Annotated in this window: 15 protein-coding genes; 11 read left to right on the top strand and 4 right to left on the bottom strand. The window is 72.8% G+C overall.

From position 1 onward, the window contains the following. Positions 1-14 precede the first annotated feature (14 nt). Positions 15-1,133, top strand: a complete 1,119-nt coding sequence (locus HCC61_RS05340; protein WP_169134095.1) for an oligopeptide/dipeptide ABC transporter ATP-binding protein — start codon at positions 15-17, stop codon at positions 1,131-1,133. A gap of 198 nt (positions 1,134-1,331) precedes the next feature. Here HCC61_RS05340 and HCC61_RS05335 read toward each other — a convergent pair whose 3' ends face one another. Beyond that, a complete protein-coding gene (locus HCC61_RS05335; protein WP_169134094.1) occupies positions 1,332-3,626 on the bottom strand; it encodes a S9 family peptidase in 2,295 nt (764 codons plus the stop codon). Positions 3,627-3,878: 252 nt separating this feature from the next. Here HCC61_RS05335 and HCC61_RS05330 point away from each other — a divergent pair, with 252 nt between their 5' ends. The 8 genes from HCC61_RS05330 (at position 3,879) to HCC61_RS05295 (ending at position 12,170) form a co-directional block, all read left to right on the top strand. Further along, positions 3,879-4,073: a hypothetical protein gene (locus HCC61_RS05330; RefSeq protein WP_028434116.1), complete on the top strand. Its 195-nt coding sequence runs from the start codon at positions 3,879-3,881 to the stop codon at positions 4,071-4,073. Between the two features lie 31 nt (positions 4,074-4,104). After that, positions 4,105-5,043, top strand: a complete 939-nt coding sequence (gene mshB / locus HCC61_RS05325; RefSeq protein ID WP_169134093.1) for an N-acetyl-1-D-myo-inositol-2-amino-2-deoxy-alpha-D-glucopyranoside deacetylase — start codon at positions 4,105-4,107, stop codon at positions 5,041-5,043. Next, positions 5,040-5,627 carry a DUF6113 family protein gene (locus HCC61_RS31445; RefSeq protein ID WP_346777035.1) on the top strand — a complete coding sequence of 196 codons (588 nt, stop codon included), beginning with the start codon at positions 5,040-5,042 and terminating at the stop codon, positions 5,625-5,627. Before mshB ends, HCC61_RS31445 begins: the two co-directional genes overlap by 4 nt. Before the next feature lie 133 nt (positions 5,628-5,760). Next, complete coding sequence (locus HCC61_RS05315) at positions 5,761-7,845, top strand: hypothetical protein (RefSeq protein WP_169133884.1); 2,085 nt, start codon at positions 5,761-5,763, stop codon at positions 7,843-7,845. A 167-nt stretch (positions 7,846-8,012) separates the two neighbouring features. Then, positions 8,013-9,167, top strand: a complete 1,155-nt coding sequence (locus HCC61_RS05310; RefSeq protein WP_169134092.1) for an ABC transporter ATP-binding protein — start codon at positions 8,013-8,015, stop codon at positions 9,165-9,167. Beyond that, positions 9,164-9,901, top strand: coding sequence for an ABC transporter permease (locus HCC61_RS05305; protein WP_169134091.1), 738 nt, complete (start codon positions 9,164-9,166; stop codon positions 9,899-9,901). The genes HCC61_RS05310 and HCC61_RS05305 overlap by 4 nt, the downstream gene beginning before the upstream one ends. A gap of 143 nt (positions 9,902-10,044) precedes the next feature. Further along, positions 10,045-11,568 carry a sensor histidine kinase gene (locus HCC61_RS05300; protein WP_346777034.1) on the top strand — a complete coding sequence of 508 codons (1,524 nt, stop codon included), beginning with the start codon at positions 10,045-10,047 and terminating at the stop codon, positions 11,566-11,568. Continuing rightward, positions 11,565-12,170 carry a response regulator transcription factor gene (locus tag HCC61_RS05295; RefSeq protein WP_346777033.1) on the top strand — a complete coding sequence of 202 codons (606 nt, stop codon included), beginning with the start codon at positions 11,565-11,567 and terminating at the stop codon, positions 12,168-12,170. Before HCC61_RS05300 ends, HCC61_RS05295 begins: the two co-directional genes overlap by 4 nt. A 57-nt stretch (positions 12,171-12,227) precedes the next feature. Here HCC61_RS05295 and HCC61_RS05290 read toward each other — a convergent pair whose 3' ends face one another. Together HCC61_RS05290 and HCC61_RS05285 are read right to left on the bottom strand one after the other, a co-directional pair. Then, positions 12,228-13,103, bottom strand: coding sequence for a transglutaminase-like domain-containing protein (locus tag HCC61_RS05290; RefSeq protein WP_169134522.1), 876 nt, complete (start codon positions 13,101-13,103; stop codon positions 12,228-12,230). A 168-nt stretch (positions 13,104-13,271) separates the two neighbouring features. Beyond that, entirely contained in the window at positions 13,272-14,393 is a 1,122-nt protein-coding gene (locus tag HCC61_RS05285) for a GNAT family N-acetyltransferase (RefSeq protein WP_169134090.1), read from the bottom strand. 139 nt (positions 14,394-14,532) lie between these two features. Here HCC61_RS05285 and fdxA point away from each other — a divergent pair, with 139 nt between their 5' ends. Together fdxA and dapC are read left to right on the top strand one after the other, a co-directional pair. Beyond that, a complete protein-coding gene (gene fdxA, locus HCC61_RS05280; RefSeq protein ID WP_027764481.1) occupies positions 14,533-14,859 on the top strand; it encodes a ferredoxin in 327 nt (108 codons plus the stop codon). 164 nt (positions 14,860-15,023) lie between these two features. Next, entirely contained in the window at positions 15,024-16,145 is a 1,122-nt protein-coding gene (dapC, locus tag HCC61_RS05275) for a succinyldiaminopimelate transaminase (protein ID WP_169134089.1), read from the top strand. Positions 16,146-16,386: 241 nt separating this feature from the next. Here dapC and HCC61_RS05270 read toward each other — a convergent pair whose 3' ends face one another. Then, positions 16,387-16,935, bottom strand: coding sequence for an ATP-binding protein (locus HCC61_RS05270; protein ID WP_169134088.1), 549 nt, complete (start codon positions 16,933-16,935; stop codon positions 16,387-16,389). Positions 16,936-17,024: the final 89 nt, after the last annotated feature.

The raw sequence follows: 17,024 nt of genomic DNA, 5'->3' as shown, positions 1-17,024 counted from the left end.
GGAGAATGACAGCAATGAGCGAAGAACTCACCCTGACCAAGCCGCAGGACGACGTGCCGGCCTCCGGCGACCCGCTGATGACGGTGAAGGGCCTGACCAAGCACTTCCCGATCATGGGCGGCTTCCCGTTCAAGCGGCAGGTGGGCGCGGTCCAGGCCGTCGACGGGATCGACTTGAGCGTGATGCCGGGCGAGAGCTTCGGCCTCGTCGGCGAGTCCGGCTGCGGCAAGTCCACGACCGGGCGGCTGCTGACACGGCTGCTGGAGCCCACGCGGGGCACGATCTCCTACCGCGGCCGGGACATATCGCACGCCAACCGCAAGGAGCTGGCACCCGTACGCTCCGAGATCCAGATGATCTTCCAGGACCCGTACTCGTCGCTGAACCCGCGGCAGACGGTCGGCTCGATCATCGGCAACCCGATGGAGGTCAACGGGATCAACCCGCCCGGCGGCCGCGAGAAGCGCATCCGGGAGATGCTGGAGACCGTCGGTCTCAACCCGGAGCACTACAACCGCTTCCCGCACGAGTTCTCCGGCGGCCAGCGGCAGCGCATCGGTGTCGCGCGCGCCCTCGCGCTGGAGCCGAAGCTGATCGTGGCGGACGAGCCGGTCTCGGCGCTGGACGTCTCCATCCAGGCCCAGGTCGTCAACCTGCTTCAGCAGGTGCAGCGCGACCGGGGCATCGCGTTCGTGTTCATCGCGCACGACCTGGCGATCGTGCGGCACTTCACGCAGCGGCTCGCTGTGATGTACCTGGGGAAGATCGTCGAGGTCGGCGACCGCGACTCGATCTACCTGCGCCCCCGCCACCCGTACACGCACGCGCTGCTGTCGGCCGTGCCGGAGGCGAAGCTCGACGAGGGCGAGGACGAGCAGCGCGAGCGCATCCGACTCGCGGGCGACGTGCCCTCGCCGATCAAGCCGCCCTCCGGGTGCCGGTTCCGTACGCGCTGCTGGAAGGCGCAGGAGAAGTGCGCCACGGAGGAGCCGCCGCTCGTCCAGATAACGGGGAACGCGGCCGGGCACCTGACCGCGTGCCACTTCCCGGAGGAGGGGTCGACGACCGCTCGCGAGGAGGACGTGGTCATGGACTCGGCGCTGAGGGCGATGGAGTCCGACAGCGCGGTGTGAGGCCGTCGGCCGTCGAGGGTGTTCGCGGGCGCCGTCGTGATCCTGGATCGCGGCGGCGCCCGCGCGTGTGTCCTGTGTCGTGCGACGCGTGTGCCGCGTGCTGCGTTCCGCGCCCGCGTTCGGTGCCGTACGGCCCGTGCAGGCCGCCCCGTGCAGGTCGCCCCGTGCAGGTCGCCCCGTGCAGGTCGCCCCGTACGGTCAGGCCGCGCCCAACGTCCGCTTGAGGAAGGCCACTTGGAGCAGCAGCAGGTTCTCCGCGATCTGCTCCTGCGGCGTCATGTGCGTCACCCCGGACAGCGGCAGCATCTCGTGCGGCCTGCCCGCGGCCAGCAGCGCGGAGGAGAGCCGGAGCGTGTGCGCGGCGGCCACGTTGTCGTCCGCGAGGCCGTGGATCAGCATCAGCGGGCGGTGCTGCGGGTCCGCCCCGGAGAGCCCCTCGTCGGTGACGACGGAGGAGCGCGCGTACACCTCGGGGTCCTGATCGGGGGTGCCGCAGTAGCGCTCCGTGTAGTGGGTGTCGTACAGCCGCCAGTCGGTGACGGGCGCGCCCGCGACGGCCGCGTGGAAGACGTCGGGGCGGCGCAGCACGGCGAGCGCCGCGAGATAGCCGCCGTACGACCAGCCGCGGATGCCCACCCTCGTCAGATCCAGCGGATGGTCCGCGGCGAGCGACCGCAGCGCCTCGATCTGGTCGTCGAGCGTGACGTCGGCGATCCGCCGCGAGACCGCCTTCTCCCACGAGGGCGAAGGACCGGGCGTGCCACGGCCGTCGGCCACCACCACGGCGAAGCCCTGGTCGGCGAACCACTGCGAGGTGAGCCACGCGTTGTGCGCCGCGACGACGCGCTGGCCGTGCGGTCCGCCGTAGGGGTCCATGAGCACGGGAAGCGGGCCGTCGCTCTCCCGGTATCCGGTGGGCAGCAGCACACCCGCGGGGATCCGCCGCTCCCCGGTGCGCAGCAGCCGGGGCGAGGCGGCGAGCAGGGGCGTCTCGGCGTGGGACGGCACGGTGTCCAGCGGCTTCAGCGGCAGCGCCCCCTCCGCGCCGCCCATGCGCAGCACCGCGACATGTGAACCGGGGCGCGAGAGCGACGCGGTGGACAGTACGAGGGTGTCGCCGCCGCGCACGGCCGACGCCACGTGCGGCGGCCCGGCGGGTTCGGTGCCGCCGTCCGTGTCCGTACGGCCGTCCGCGTCCGTGCCCGTGTCCGTGTCCGTGAGGCGTTCGACGCCCGCGCAGGAGCCGTCCGCGGCGAACCGCGCGAAGTACACGCCGATGTCGCCCACTTCGCGTCGCACCCGCTCGTCGGCGGCGTCCGCGGCGGCGCCCCCGCCCGCGTCCTCCTCGCCCGCGTCCTCGTCCTCAGCTCCCGCGGAAGCGGAGAAGAGCACCCCGTCCGCACCGACGTCCAGCACCGCCCGTACATGCGACGACGCCGTGGTGAACGCGCTGTCCCCGACCGTCAGCACCCGCGCCCCGGACGAGTCGTCGATCCGTACGAGCCGTCCGTCGTCCGTCCAGGCGGGCACGCCCGCGAACAACTCCAGCCATTCGGGGTCCTGTTCGGTGTGGAGCGTGCTGGTGGCGCCCGTAGCGGCGTCGACGCCGAGGTACTGCTGCGTGCGCTGGTCCCGCGCCTGTACGAGCAGCAGCGGCGGCCCGCCCGCGGACCAGTGGACGCGCGCGAGATACGGGAAGCCATCGCGGTCCCACCCGACCTCCCGGCGGGACCCGGGCCCGGTGTCGCCGTCGACGCTCAGCAGGTGGAGGGTGACGTCGGCGTTGGCCGTGCCCGCCGCCGGATAGGCCACCTCCGCCGGCTCACGGTCGGGATGCGCCGGGTCGGCGATCCACCACCGCTGTACGGGGGCGTCGTCGGCGCGTGCGACGAGCAGCCGCCGGCTGTCCGGCGCCCACCAGAAACCCCGTCCGCGGTCCATCTCCTCGGCGGCGATGAATTCGGCCAGACCGTAGGTGATCCCGTCGTTCTCGGGGGAGGCCAGCGCACGGTCGCCGGTCCCGTCGCTGCGTACGACCCGCAGAGCGCCGCCCGCCACGTATGCGATGTGCGTGCCGTCAGGGGAGGGGCGCGGGTCGACGACGGGCACGGGGGTCTCCAGCTCACGGCAATCGCCCGTCGTCAGATCCGCGGCGAAGAGGCGCCCCGACAGCGCGAACGCGGCCCGCTCCACAGCCTTGTCGGTGGCATATCCGACGATTCCCGCGGAGCCCTCGCGGCTGCGCTCGCGCCTGGCGCGCTCCTGTGCCGACAGCTCCTCGGCCGCGCCTCCAAGCAGGCTCCCGGGATCGGCGGCGACGTACTCGCGACCGCCGGACGGCTCGCGGACCCACAGGAGATTCGCCCGGTCAGTGCCCTCGCGGGAGCGCAGGAAGACGATGCGCGAACCGTCCGGAGCGACGGTGAACGCGCGGGGGGCGCCCAGGGTGAAGCGCTGGGTGCGTGCGAACTGACGGGGGAAAGTAGTGGCCATGCGGCAGAGCGTAGAGCCTGGCGGACGCTCCCCCGCTTCGCAGGGGCGCAGCCGGGGTCGCCCCGGCGGTGGCCGGATTCGAATATGCGCCCCTCGTCTGCACCCGTGCACCCGGCCAATGCCAACTGACGGATAGTTATGATCCATTGCGCGACGCGGGACCCGGGTATGAAGCCCGTGGCCCGCTCGTGTCATGGGCTCATGCTGTCCGGAATCCGTCGCCCGACCGCGCGTACTTGGAGGTGAACCGCCGTGGCACTCTCGATTTCGGCGGTCGTGCTGCTCCTGATCATCGTTCTGCTGCTCGTGAAGAAGGCCGGCCTCAAGGCCGGGCACGCGGTGGTGTGCGTGCTCCTGGGCTTCTATCTGGCGGGCTCGTCGATCGCTCCCACCATCAACGAGCTGACGACGAACGTGGCAGGCATGCTCGGGGACATCAAGTTCTGAGCCGTCGGAGCGGGGCCGTAGGGTCAGGGGCATGAGCGCAGCTCCTGACCGGCGGCTTCTCCTGGTGCACGCGCACCCGGACGACGAGTCGATCAACAACGGTGCCACCATGGCCAGATACGCCGCCGAGGGCGTACACGTCACGCTCGTCACATGCACCCTCGGCGAGGAGGGCGAGGTCATCCCCGCCGAGCTGGCGCACCTCGCACCGCCGGTGCCGCAGCCCGGTGAACCCGCTCCCGAGTCACCCGTGCCCCCCGGCGAGCTGACCCCGCTCGGGCGGCACCGCATGGGTGAACTCGCCCACGCCATGCGGGAGCTGGGCGTCACGGACCACCGCCTGCTCGGCGGCCCGGGCCGCTACCGCGACTCAGGGATGACGGGCCTCTCCACCAATCTGCGCCCCGAGTGCTTCTGGCAGGCCCCGCTCGACGAGGCGGCGCTCCACCTGGTCCGCGTCATCCGTGAGGTGCGGCCGCAGGTGATGGTCACCTACGACCCGGACGGCGGTTACGGCCACCCCGATCACATCCAGGCACACCGGGTGGCGATGCGCGCGGCCGGACTCGCCGCCGATCCCGGCTTCGCGCCAGAGGCGGGCGAGCCGCACGAGCCGGCCCGCGTCTACTGGAACTGCGTGCCGCGCCCCGTCGTCGAGGAGGGCTTCGCGCGGCTGAGGTCGCAGTCCCCGTCGCCGTACGCGGCGCTCGCGGAACCGGAGGACGTGCCGGGGCTCGTGGCGGACTCCGCCTCGGTCGACGCGGTCGTCGACGGACGCGCCTACGCGGAGGCGAAGGCCGCCGCCATGCGTGCGCACGCGACCCAGATCACCGTCGACGACGGCGGTTTCGCCCTGTCGAACGGGCTGGGCCAGCCGCTGATCGGCACCGAGTTCTACCGCCTCGCGCACTCCACGGGGGAGCATTCCGGCGGCACGGCACAGGACTTGTTCGACGGAGCGGGCGCATGAGCGGCGAAGAACGCGGAGAGCGCGAGCAGCGCGGGGAGCACGAGCAGAGCGAGGAGCGCGGGCAGCGCGGAGATCGCGACAAGCAGGGGCAGCGCGGCGGAAGCGTGGAGCGGCCGGGCCCTCGGCGGTGGGGCCCGGCGGCGGGAGCGGACGGCGCCGAGGGCGGCCGGGAGCGGTACGGCCCGCACGGCCTTCCCGCGTGGCCCACGCCGGTCCCCGCCTCCCGTACGGCACGCATGGGCGTCTATCTTCTGCTGCTCGCACTCGGCGTGCTGACGGCGGCGGCGGGTGCGCTGGTGCAGAGCGGCTGGCTCCCCGGCGGACTGCTGCTCGCGCTGGCCGCGGCCGTCGGACTCTTCTGGGGCGGCGCGAAGTTGTGCCGTACGCGGACGGGTGCGGCGGCGCCCGGCGTCGGCTGGGTGGTGACCGTGTTCGTGCTCACTTCCCCGCGTCCGGAGGGCGACTTCGTCTTCGGCGCGGGCATCGGTTCGTATGTCTTTCTACTAGGCGGGGTGCTCGCCGCTGTGATGTGTGCCACCATCGCGCTGCCGGCACCGCCAGTGCCTGGGCCCAAGTACCGCTGACGAGGCTCCTGTCCAGGGGATTACGAGGGAGAGGGTCCCGTGGCGGCGACCCCAAGTAAGCTGGTGCGCGCCGGCGAGCCGTCCTGGGACCTGCATGCATGATGGGCGGCGAACCCAACCGGGAGTACCTGCTTTGAGTCGTGAAACTGACCGTTCGTCCTCCGGGCCGCAGGGCCAGGGCGGTCCGTCGTACCCGTCGGGTACCGGACCGTACGGCCCCGGCGCCGCCGGGGACTCCGCCGACTCGGAAGAGACGGCGGCCTCGGACGCGCAGCGGCGGCCCGAAGACCGCAAGACGGAGACGACCCTGACGACCCGCATCCGGATCAACATCCCGGGTTCGCGGCCGATTCCGCCCGTCGTGATGCGGACGCCCGTGAGCGAGAGCGATACGGACGGCGGCGGCAACGCCGCGGGCGGGCCCGGGCAGGGCTCCTCGCCGTCCGATGTCGCGCACCCGCTGCGCGCTCCCGGCGACGGCGTCTCGGGCACCGGGCCCGGCGCGGTGCCGGGTGCCGGCGGAGCGGCCGGTGCGCCGGGGGCGGGCGCCTCCGGGCCGCCGCGTACGTCCGAGGAGACCTCCGGCGGCGCCGACTTCGCGCAGAAGACCAGCGACTGGTTCGCGCCACGGAAGTCCAAGCCCGGCCCGGGCGGACGCGGACCGGCCTCGGGCGCGGGCGGCGGTGCCGGTGTGGGTACGCCGCCGGGCGCCGGGGAGTCCCCGTACGGCAGTAGCGATCCCTACGGCGTCACGAACCCCTACGGCGCGGGCGATGCGGCCGACCCGTACGACACGGGCGCCTACTCCCTTCCCCGTACGGACACCCCGCCCGCCGGCACTCCGGCTGCGGGCGACCTGCCGGGCCAGGGCGTCCAGGACGGTCCGACGACCGGGCCCGCGACCGGGGACATGCCGCTGCCGCCGCCTCCCGTCGGGGGCGGCGCACCGCCGGAGTCCCCGGCGAGCTCCACTCTCGGACTGGGCACCGGCCGCGCTCCGTTCGCGCCGGGCGGCATCGGCGAGGAGATGCTCCGCGAGCAGGAGGGCCCGGGCGGCACGGGCGGACTGCCCACCTACGGCACGGCCGGCGCCGGACGCGAAGGCACCGCCGTCGCCGACGATCCCGAGGGCGAACGAGTCGTCGGCGAGACCCTGATGAGCAGGGCGCCGCGGCTGGCGGAGGACGAGGCGGGCCCCTCCGGCTCGCCCTTCGAGCGGGCCTCGTCGAGGTCGTCCGCGGGCCGTGCGGGCGAGGCGTCCGCCGGCGGCCGTTCGAAGCTGATGGTCGCGGGCGTCGGCGTGCTCGGCGTCGTCGGCATCGCATACGGTGCCGGCCTGCTGCTCGACCACGCAGACGTGCCCAACGGCACCACCGTGCTCGGCGTCGAGATCGGCGGCTTGAGCAGGCACGAGGCGGTCAACAAGCTGGACGCGGCCTTCGGCGACCGTACGACGCAGGCGTTCACCGTCGTCGCCCAGGGCCAGCGGGCCAAGCTCAAGCCGAGCGTCGCGGGGATGACGCTGGACACCGAGGCGACGGTGCGCACGGCTGCGGGCCGGGACTACAACCCGGTCTCCGTCATCGGTTCGCTCTTCGGCATGGAGCGCGAGGCGGAGCCCGCGCTCAAGGTGGACGAGGAGAAGATGACCTCCGCCCTGTCGCAGGTCTCCAAGGAGACCGGTGTCGGCGGCGCCCCCAAGGACGGGATGGTCAAGTTCGCCAACGGCAAGGCCATCGCCGTACCGGGTAAGCCGCACAAGGGAATCGACGCCGACAAGGCGAGCGACGAGCTGGAGAGCGCCTACCGCAAGCGCGCGGCCACCGGGAACAACAGCCCCGTCGAACTGCCCGTCTCCGCGCAGCAGCCGAAGGTCGGCAAGCAGGAGATCCAGCGCGCCATCCGGGACTTCGGCAAGCCGGCGATGTCGGGGCTGGTGACGATCAAGGCGGGCGACGCCTCGATCCAGTTCAGCCCGCAGAAGTCGCTTCCCAAGTTCCTCTCCATGAAGCCGGTCAACGGCACGCTGGTCGACACGTACGACCTGCCGGTGCTCAAGCAGCTGTACGGGACGACCTTCGCCGGCGTGAAGATCACGCGTGGCGACGGCAGCAAGACGCCCGTCACGCCGCAGGACGTCGCGGGTGCGCTGCGTCTGGCGCTCAAGGAGACCAGCCCTGCCAAGCGCGTACAGGAGATTCCGCTCAACGCACGGTGAGCGGATGGGCGCGGTGGCGGGCGCCGGGCGCCGGGCGCCGGGGCGGCGGCTGACGGATTCTGACATCTGTCATCTGTCACCTGTTATCCGTCATCTGACAACTGTCATACGCAGCTCACGACTTGCGGCACTGCACGGCAGGGGCCGCCGGGCGTCATCGTGAATGCATGACCAGACAGCATTCACCAGTCGTCGAATTCGCCGGGGTGAGCAAGAGCTACGGCTCGGTGCGCGCCCTCGCGGATCTCACCGTCAGGCTGCATCCGGGGGAGACGGTCGCGCTTCTCGGACCCAACGGGGCAGGCAAGTCCACCACGCTGGACCTTCTGCTCGGCCTGCGTTCGCCGGACCCGGGCGGCATGGTCCGCCTGTTCGGCACGTCACCGCGAAAGGCCGTCACCGAGAGCCGGGTCGGGGCGATGCTCCAGTCGGGCGGCCTGATGGAAGGCGTGAAAGTCCGTGAACTCGTGGGCCTCGCCTGCGACTTGCACCCCCGCGCCCACCCCGTCGAGAAGGTGCTCGCCGACGCCGGCATCACCGCCATCGCGGACCGCATGGTCTGCAAGCTCTCCGGCGGCCAGGAACAGCGCGTGCGCTTCGCCCTCGCCGTCGCGGGCGAGAGCGACCTGATCGTGCTGGACGAGCCGACCACCGGCATGGACGTCTCCGCTCGCGGGCACTTCTGGAAGGCGATGCGCGAACAGGCCGCACAGGGCCGTACGGTCCTCTTCGCCACGCACTATCTGGAGGAGGCCGACGCCGTCGCGGACCGCGTTCTCGTGCTGCACCGCGGACGGCTGCTGGCCGACGGCACGGCCGCCGACATCAAGAACCGCGCCGGCGCGCGCCGCATCTCCTTCGCCCTGCGCAGCGGCCCCGCCAGCGGCCCCGCCAACGGCACCGCCAACAGCACCGTCAACGGCACCGGGAACGGCCTCGGCAACGGCAGCGGGAGCGGCACGGGAGACCGCTCCAACGGCTACAAGGCGGCGGCCGAGACCGAAGTCAGGGCACATGAGCCGGCGCTGCGCGCGCTGCCGGGCGTCACCGAGTTCGAAGTGGCGGGCGGCACCGTACGGATGAGGTCGGCCGACGCCGACGCGACGGTGCACGCGCTGTACGGACTCGGCCTCTACCCGCGCGACCTCGAAGTGACGCACCTCGGCCTGGAGCAGGCGTTCCTCGCGATCACCAAGGACGCCGAGGAGCAGCACGAGCAGCAGCATGAGCGGCAGGACGCCGGGCGGGGCCCGGGAGGGGACGGCGGCGAGGTCGCCGCTCCGCGGAAGGACCACGACGACACGGAGGTGGCGGCGGTATGAGGACTCTCGTCAAGCTGGAGATACTCCGCGCGCTGCGCAACAAGAAGTTCCTGTTCTTCTCCGTGATCTATCCGTCGGCGCTCTACCTGATCATCGCGGGCGGCGCGGACGACGCGAAGCTGCCCGGCATGGACATGGGGCTGCCGCTCTACTACATGGTCGCCATGGCCGCCTTCGGGGCCATGACCGCCGTACTGCTCGGCAACAGCGAGAAGATCGCGAAGGAGCGCGAGCAGGGATGGGTGCGCCAGCTGCGGTTGACACCGCTCCCCGGCCGCGGATACGTACTGGCGAAGATCGCCGCCGCGTCGACGGTCAGCCTGCCCTCGATCCTGCTGGTGTTCGTGGTGGCGGCCGCCGTCAAGGACGTACGGCTGGAGGCCTGGCAGTGGGGCATGATCGCGCTGTGCACGTGGGCGGGAAGCTTCGTCTTCGCCGCGCTGGGCGTCGCGATCGGCTATCTCGCGTCGGGCGACGCGGTACGCCCCATCACGATGATCATCTACTTCGTGCTCGCGATGCTCGGCGGGCTGTGGATGCCGCTGAGCTTCCTGCCGTCCTGGGTGAGCGACGTGTCCGCATGGCTGCCCACGCACGCGTACAGGGCGCTCGGACAGGCCGTCGAGCTGGGGGACGCGCCCCATCTGCGGGACGTGGCGATCCTCGGCGGCTATCTGCTGCTGTTCAGCGCGCTGGCGGCCTGGCTGTACCGGCGGGACACCGCCAAGGTGTGAACAGGCGGCACGTCCGAGTGTGAACGAACGGCAGTACCGCGTCAGGAACAGCAGCCCACGACGGCACGCATGACGCGGGCAGCATGACGCGGGGCAGGGACGCATGACGGGGGACGACCGCCGTCGAGGATCGGAGGGGGCACATGAGCGCGGACCGGGGCGGCGGCACGGAGGTGCGGGGCGGCGGCACGAAGTCGCCCGCGGCGGACGGGACTTCCGCCCGTACGCAGGAGGCGGGGGAGGCGGGGGAGGCCTCCGCGGCAGCGCGGGCGGCGGAGCGTGAAGCGGTTCACGGGGGCCGCTTCACGGTCCCGTTCGACGGCACCGCCGCGATCGGCCGCGAGCCGGAGAACCGCCGCCAGATCTACGTCAAGGTGCTGTGGACCGGGATCTGGATGGTGTATCTCGGCGCTCCCGTGACCGACCTCTACGAGGGCGGGCACAGCACCCCGGTGGCGGTCCTCGCCGGGGCGGGCCTGGCCGCCTTCGTAGCGGTCTACGTGAGGCTGATCTTCCGGTACACCAAACCGCTGCCGGGCGGCTTCCGCGGCGTGTACGTGGGGCTGGCAGCGCTGCTGCTGCTGGCCCTCGTGCCGTCCTTCGCCCTCGGAAGCGCGTGGCTGGTCCTCTTCGTGTACTTCTCGGTCGCGGCCGGTGCCGTGCTGCCGTCACGTGCGTCGTGCTGGGTGATCCCCGGTACGGCGGCGGTGCTGGTGGCGCTGGGGCTGCACCTCGACGACACGGGCGACCTGTGGCCCGCGCTGTTCATCCCGGCGCTGCTGGGCGGGTTCGCCATGGTGGGGATCCGGCGCATGATCCGTACGACGCGCGAACTCCGCGAGGCCCGCGCCGCCGTCGCCCACCTCGCCGCCAGCGACGAACGGCTGCGCCTCGCCCGGGACCTGCACGATCTGCTCGGCCACTCGCTCTCCCTCATCACGTTGAAGAGCGAGCTGGCCGGGCGCATGCTCCCCGGCGAGCCGGAGGCCGCCGCGGCCCAGGTCGCCGACATCGAACGGGTCAGCCGCCAGGCGCTCGTCGACGTACGGGAGGCCGTCAGCGACTACCGCAGGCCCACCCTGCGGGTCGAACTCGCAAGCGCGGCAACGGCGTTCGGGGCCGCCGGCATCTCCGCACGGCTCCCGGAGCCCGCCGCGCTGAGCGCCGCCCTCCACCCCGATCAGGAGAGCGCGCTCGCCTGGGCGCTGCGCGAGGCGTGCACCAACGTCGTACGGCACAGCGGCGCCTCGCGCTGCACGGTGACGCTCACCGAGCAGGCCGACGAGACCGTGTGCCTCGCCGTCACCGACGACGGCCGCGGCGCGGACTCCCCGAGCGGCAACGGCCTCACCGGCCTCGCCGAGCGTCTCGCCCTCGCGGACGGCGCTCTGGAGACGGGGCCGGGGGTGCGGGGCGGCTTCCAGCTCCGCGCGGTCGTCCCGGCGGGGGTGCCCGCCGCGGTCGCGGCTGAAGGACCCGCCGCGGTCGCGGCTGAAGGACCTGCCGCGGTCGCGGCCCAAGGATCCCCCGCGGTCGCGGCCGAGGCGCCTGCCGCCGCTCGGGGCGACGGGCCCGCACGGGCGCCCGCGGACGGCCCGGGGCGCGACCACGGCCCGGGGCACGACGGTGCGCCGGGCGACGGCAAGAACGTAGCCTGGCCGTCGTGATCCGACTGCTGCTGGCCGAGGACCAGGCGATGGTGCGGGAGGCGCTCGCCGCCCTGCTGGGGCTGGAGCCCGGCATCGAGGTGGTCGCGCAGGTGGGCCGCGGGGACGAGGTGGTCGCGGCGGTGGAGGAGCACAAGCCGGACGTGGCGCTCCTCGACATCGAGATGCCGGGCGGCTCCGGAATCGACGCGGCCGCCGAACTGCGCACAAAGCACCCGGAGTTGAAGGTGGTCATCCTGACGACCTTCGGGCGCCCCGGATATCTGCGGAAGGCCATGGAGTCGGGCGCGGACGCCTTCCTCGTCAAGGACGCTCCCGCGGCGGGGCTCGCCGACGCGGTTCGCCGCGTGCTGCGCGGCGAACACGTCATCGACCCGGCGCTCGCCGCCTCCGCGCTCGCGGTCGGCGCGAGCCCGCTGACCGACCGGGAGCGGGACGTGCTGAACGCCGCCGCCGACGGTTCGGGCAACGCGCAGATCGCCGCGACGATGCACCTCTCGCACGGCACCGTGCGCAACTACCTCTCCACGGCCATCCAGAAGACCGGCGCCCGCAACCGCGCGGAGGCCGTGCGCATCGCCCGCGACAAGGGCTGGCTCTGACCGCACCGAGCGCGCCCGCGGACCATGCGAACCGGCCCGGCCGCGGCCGGGGTCACGTCAGTTGAGCCGTGCCCTGGCCGCCCGTGCCGCCTTGCGCAGCTTGTCCGACTCGGCGGGCTCCATCGCCGCGATCGCCGACGCGTACTCCTCCAACTCCCGTGCACCGCCGACGAAATCGCCGCGCTCCACCAGCAGCCGCGCCCGCTCCTGACGCAGCCGCGCCGGACGGTGCGGCAGCAGCAGGGACAGATCGAGCGCCCACAGCTGCACGCCCGACTGTTCCGGACGTCCCGCGGCCCATGCGCGGATGTTGTTGAGGATCCGCAGCACGATCTCCAGCGGGCCCGCGGGCAGCAGCGTCGCCGAGGACAGCGGTGTGCGCGCTCCGGTCGCCCCGGAGACGAGCGCCTCCACGTCGGCCTCCGAGAGCAGCCGGCCCCCGTCGTACGGGTCGGCCAGCGCATGGTCGCCCGACGGATCGCCGAAGCCGACCACGAAGTGGCCGGGCAGGCCCACCCCGTAGACCGGCGCACCCGCCCTGCGCGCCACCTCCATCCACACCACCGAGAGCAGGATCGGGAGCCCGCGCCTGCGGTGCAGCACCGACTGCAACAGGGACGAGTCGAGCCGCCGGTAGTCGTCCGGGGTGCCGTGGAAGCCTTCGTCCTGCCCCAGCAGCCGTCCGAGCGTGCGTGCCCACTCCTCGGGAGCGCGGGAGGCGGCGTACGGCAACTGCCCTGCGAGGCGGTCGAGTTCGATCTGCGCCTCCAGAACTGCCCGCTCGTGCCCGCCGTCGCCCGGGCCCGGCCGCGGGGCCCGCTCCGGCTTCCCGTCCGGCGTCTCCTCTTCCGGGCCGCGGTGCGCCTTGCCCGTGTGTGCCGTGCGCGTGTGCGCCGCCGCCTCGACGCCGATCAGCAGGCACAGCAGCGCCAGATCGGGCCGCTCGTCGCGTGCCGCCTCCGCGAAGCGCTCGCGGTTGCCGGAACCGGCGCCCGTGCCCGCGCCCGAGCCCCCACCGGAACCGGAGCCGGAACCGCCGCCCGAGCCCCCGCCGGAACCGCCGCCGTTCCCGCCCTCGTTCTCCTCACCGGCCAACGTGGATCAGTCCTCCGGGGCGCGGCGGTAGTGGTACGCGTGATGGTCGGCGAAGCCCATCCCGTCGTACAGCACTCGCGCCGCGCCGTTGTCGCGCTCCACCTGGAGATAGGCCGCCGACGCGCCCTCGGCGAGCGCGGCCCTCGCCAACTCGCCCATCACCGCCGTCGCCAGGCCCTGTCTGCGCTGCCCGGGAGCGACCTCTATGGCGGCGAAGCCGGCCCACCGTCCGTCGACCACGCACCGCCCGATCGCCGCCGCGCCTCCCGGTGCGTCCTCCCGCGCCGGGTCCGCCGTACGCCCCGCCGCAGCGGCTGCCGGCACCGTCGCGAACCACACGGACGCCCCGCCCGTCAGCACCTTCCTTGCCGTGTGCGGCATTTCACCGGCGCGGCGGTAGAGCGAGAACCAGTCCTCGCCGGGGGAGCGGCTCAGCCGCACCCGTCCGTCCGGCTCCCGGTCGGCCAGCGGCGCCAGGGCCGCCACCCGCAGCACCGCGTACCGTTCACCGGTCCACCCGAGCTCCTCCAGCTCCGCCGCGAGGAGTTCGTCGCCGCGTTCGCCGCCCGTGGTGACCTGTACGCGAGGCACCAGGCCGCGCGCCTCGTACCAGCGCCGCACCCGCGCCAGGGCCTCGCCCCGCGGCAGCCCCGGATCCTCAAGCGGCAGAACGGAGTTGGCGCGTGCCGTGAACCCTTCGCGTGCGGTGGGGCTCTCCGCCACGCGCCGTCCCGCGCCCCCGCCTCCGCCCCGGTCTCCGCCCTCCGTCTCGTCCGCGCTCGCCCTGAGCGTCCAGCCGCCCAGGCGCTCCGTCTCGACGGCGGGCCATCCGCGCGCCGCGACCTCGACGAGTTCACGTACGCTCGCAGAGGGGAGGCCGCGCCGCCTGGCGGGTGCGTCCGGCACGACCTTCCCGGCGACCAGCGCCGACTCCTCGACCGGCACTCTCTGTCCGCCGCGGCGGGTGATGTGAAGCACACCGTCGTTCCAGGATGTGAGAACGCCGACCGTGTCGGTGAAGGTCGCGTGCCGTCCCCCGGCACCGGTCAACGACCGGACAGAAACACGTTTTCCCACGTCAGACACGGTAATTCGGACCTCGAGGCGTCCGCCCGTGGTGAATTCCACAGCTCTACCCGCCCCTCCTGTTCGTGTCGGTACCGGGAACGGAGATACTAGGACGGGCATCGACGACGCCGCGCTCCCGCGCGCCCAGCGGCGGACCCCTGACACCGGTCCGCCGGCCCTATCGAGGAGGAACGACAGCGTGACCTACGTCATCGCGGAGCCTTGTGTCGACCTGAAGGACAAGGCCTGCATCGAGGAGTGCCCCGTCGACTGCATCTACGAGGGCCAGCGGTCCTTGTACATCCACCCGGACGAATGCGTCGACTGCGGTGCCTGCGAACCGGTCTGCCCGGTCGAGGCGATCTTCTACGAGGACGACACTCCGGAGGAGTGGAAGGACTACTACAAGGCGAACGTCGAGTTCTTCGACGAGCTCGGTTCGCCCGGCGGAGCCAGCAAGCTCGGACTGATCGAGCGGGATCACCCGGTCATCGCTGCGCTCCCCCCGCAGAGCCACGACGAGTGACACCGCGGTACGGGCAGTCCCCGTCCGCGGTCCCAGGTCCCGCACACCGCGCCGGTCCCGCCGGCGGGCGTGCTGGACCGCGTCTTTCGCAGCAGGCCGTGTGCTTCACGGCAGACCGTGTGTCCCGCAGCGGACCGCGCGTTCAGTAGAAAGGGAGTCATCCCGTGGCTTCATCCACAGGCCCGGACGGTTCTTCCGTCTCCGCGCGGCTGCCTGAATTCCCCTGGGACAGGCTGGAGCCGTACAAGGCCACGGCCGCGGCCCACGACGCGGGCATCGTCGACCTCTCCGTCGGCACACCCGTCGACCCCGTGCCGGAGGTGGTGCGGCGCGCGCTCGCCGGCGCCGCCGACAGCCCCGGCTATCCCACGGTGTGGGGCACGGCCGCGCTGCGCGACGCGATCACCGGCTGGTGCGAACGCCGGCTGGGAGCACGGGAGTTGACGCACCGGAATGTGCTGCCCGTCGTGGGCTCCAAGGAGTTCGTCGCTTGGCTGCCCACCCAGCTCGGCCTCGGCCCGGGCGACCGGGTCGCGTATCCGCGGCTCGCCTACCCGACGTACGAGGTGGGCGCGCGCCTCGCCCGCGCCGAGCCCGTCGTCTACGACGACCCCACCGAGCTCGACCCGCGCGGGCTGCGGCTGCTGTGGCTCAACTCCCCGTCCAACCCGACGGGCCGGGTGCTCGACGCCGAGCTGCTGACCCGTACGGTCGCCTGGGCCCGCGAGCACGGAGTGCTGCTCGTCAGCGACGAGTGCTATCTGGAACTGGGCTGGGAGACCGATCCGGTCTCGGTGCTGCACCCGGAGGTCTGCGGCGGTTCGTACGAGGGCGTGATCGCCGTCCACTCGCTCTCCAAGCGCTCCAACCTCGCGGGCTACCGCGCGGCCTTCGCCGCCGGCGACCCGGAGGTGCTCATGGAGCTGCTGCACATCCGCAAGCACGGCGGGATGATGGTGCCCGCCCCCGTGCAGGCCGCCACGGTCGCGGCGCTCGGTGACGACGAGCACGTGGCGCGGCAGCGGGACCGTTACGCGGCCCGCCGGGCGTCACTGCGGACCGCCCTCGAAGCGCGCGGCTTCCGCATCGAGCACAGCGAGGCGTCGCTGTATCTGTGGGCCACCAGGGACGAGCCGTGCTGGGACACGGTCGGCGATCTGTCCAAGCTCGGAGTGCTCGTCGCGCCGGGCGACTTCTACGGCACCGCGGGCGAGCGCTTCGTACGCGTCGCCCTGACGGCCACGGACGAGCGTGTGGCGGAGGCCGTACGGCGGCTGGAGAGCTGACGCCCGCACTGGCGTCGAACCGGCGTCGAACCGCCGTCGAGCCGGCATCGCATACCGCGCCGCGATCCGGCACCGGCCCGGGGTCCGGCCCGGGTTCCGGCCCGGGGTCCGTACGGACAACTCCCGGCAGACCGCATGGAGAAGGGGCCGCGGAGGAATTCCTCCGCGGCCCCTTTCGCGTGTGCGAGTCTCCCGAGTTCGAGGTTCCCGCGTGCGAGGCGCCGTCCGGCGCCCGTGCGGCTCAGTGGAACGAGACGACGCCCAGTCCGTTGGGGAGCAGGGTCTTCGTCGGCAGGTTGTCGGTCGACAGCTTCTGCGTCGGCGCCTGCTTGGCGGTGGCGGCCTGGGCGGGAAGGGCCTTCCCGGCGTTGGCCTGCCCCAGCGCGTCGGCGGGCAGACCCTGGGTCCGCACGTCCGGCAGCTGCTTCTGGACGTTCGGGGTCTGCTTCTGAAGACCCTCGTTCGTCCCCGTGGCGGTGCTGCCCGCGAGCTTGGACGCCTCCTCCACGGTCCGGCCGTTGTTGGTGTCGGCGCTCGCACCCGCCTCCGGAAGGCTGTCGGTCTTCTGGAGGGGGCTGGTGCTGCTCTTCGGGGTGAGGGCCTGGGCGCCCTCGGCGGCGCCGGAGACGTGGCTTTCGACGCCGTTGTCCAGGTTGCTCAGCCCGCCCACGTCAGCGGTCGTCGGCAGTTCGGCGGCACTCGCCGCACCGGCCGCGCCTACGACGGAGGCGGCGCCCGCGGCCGTCAGCAGCACGGTCTTGGCGATCCGGCGCGTGAGGGGGAGGGACATGTTGCTCCTTTGACGGAGAGATCTACTGCTACGGAAACGTGATGCGAGCCCGGCCGGGCGACCGCCGGGCCGGGCGCTGTGCCTATCGC

This window comes from Streptomyces sp. HNM0575 (genome assembly GCF_012726265.1).
In the GTDB taxonomy this organism is placed as follows: Bacteria; Actinomycetota; Actinomycetes; order Streptomycetales; family Streptomycetaceae; genus Streptomyces.
Note: the sequence above shows the minus strand (reverse complement) of the source record. Positions and strands in the feature narration are given on the sequence as shown.

Bases quoted from the DNA above. Each gene is read 5' to 3' on its own strand.
- HCC61_RS05340 (WP_169134095.1), top strand. From the start codon at position 15: ATGAGCGAAGAACTCACCCTGACCAAGCCGCAGGACGACGTGCCGGCC.
- HCC61_RS05335 (WP_169134094.1), bottom strand. From the start codon at position 3,626: ATGGCCACTACTTTCCCCCGTCAGTTCGCACGCACCCAGCGCTTCACC.
- mshB (WP_169134093.1), top strand. From the start codon at position 4,105: ATGAGCGCAGCTCCTGACCGGCGGCTTCTCCTGGTGCACGCGCACCCG.
- HCC61_RS31445 (WP_346777035.1), top strand. From the start codon at position 5,040: ATGAGCGGCGAAGAACGCGGAGAGCGCGAGCAGCGCGGGGAGCACGAG.
- HCC61_RS05310 (WP_169134092.1), top strand. From the start codon at position 8,013: ATGACCAGACAGCATTCACCAGTCGTCGAATTCGCCGGGGTGAGCAAG.
- HCC61_RS05305 (WP_169134091.1), top strand. From the start codon at position 9,164: ATGAGGACTCTCGTCAAGCTGGAGATACTCCGCGCGCTGCGCAACAAG.
- HCC61_RS05300 (WP_346777034.1), top strand. From the start codon at position 10,045: ATGAGCGCGGACCGGGGCGGCGGCACGGAGGTGCGGGGCGGCGGCACG.
- HCC61_RS05270 (WP_169134088.1), bottom strand. From the start codon at position 16,935: ATGTCCCTCCCCCTCACGCGCCGGATCGCCAAGACCGTGCTGCTGACG.